This window comes from Prevotella sp. P5-126 (genome assembly GCF_002251185.1).
Classification (GTDB): Bacteria; Bacteroidota; Bacteroidia; order Bacteroidales; family Bacteroidaceae; genus Prevotella.
Window position 1 is genome coordinate 1 of the sequence record NZ_NPIZ01000056.1, and the last position, 589, is coordinate 589.

At 38.7% G+C, this 589-nt stretch carries 1 protein-coding gene; it reads left to right on the top strand.

Annotated elements, in window-relative coordinates:
• Positions 1-312 precede the first annotated feature (312 nt).
• Positions 313-444: a hypothetical protein gene (locus CIK90_RS14535; protein ID WP_256387353.1), complete on the top strand. Its 132-nt coding sequence runs from the start codon at positions 313-315 to the stop codon at positions 442-444.
• Positions 445-589 lie beyond the last annotated feature (145 nt).

Here is a 589-nt window from a genome sequence, read left to right on the forward strand (position 1 = left end):
ATAAAAAGTTGCCGAAAAGTTTGGCAGTTTCATTTTTATTTATCAATTTTGCACCGACATTTGCAAGTTGCCCAACTCGCTTGGGCTTCTGAGCCAATAGAATTTGGCTCCGCATTTGTCTCTATTTATGGGAGAGCGTCTTCATGCGCTTTGTTTCTGACAGCTTGAAATCAGGTAAACCATAACCTCGAGAAGTGGAACAGGCAAGTGTCAGGTTCCACGCTCTTTCATTTATAGGTTAACCTTATCCATATTATAACAACCAGCCGACTCCGAGAACCTATAGGCAACCGAGAATCAAGAAACACAAAAATGGAAAAAAAAGAAAAGAAATTCTATCAATCTCCTACTATGACAGTTTATGAAATCAGCAGGACACAGATTTTAGCGGGAAGTACTAATGGAGAAACAGAAACACTTGATGAAGAAAATTATACATGGTAAAAAGAATGAAAATGAAGAAATATATTCAATCTATGATGGCTTTTGCAGCCATCGTGTCCTTTGCGTCATGTTCGTCGGAGGACAACAACACTACAATTGAAAATGAGAGTGCGACAAAGGTAATGACCTTTACTGCAACGCATGA

Coding starts and splice junctions, on each gene's coding strand:
- CIK90_RS14535 (WP_256387353.1), top strand. CDS start 313: ATGGAAAAAAAAGAAAAGAAATTCTATCAATCTCCTACTATGACAGTT.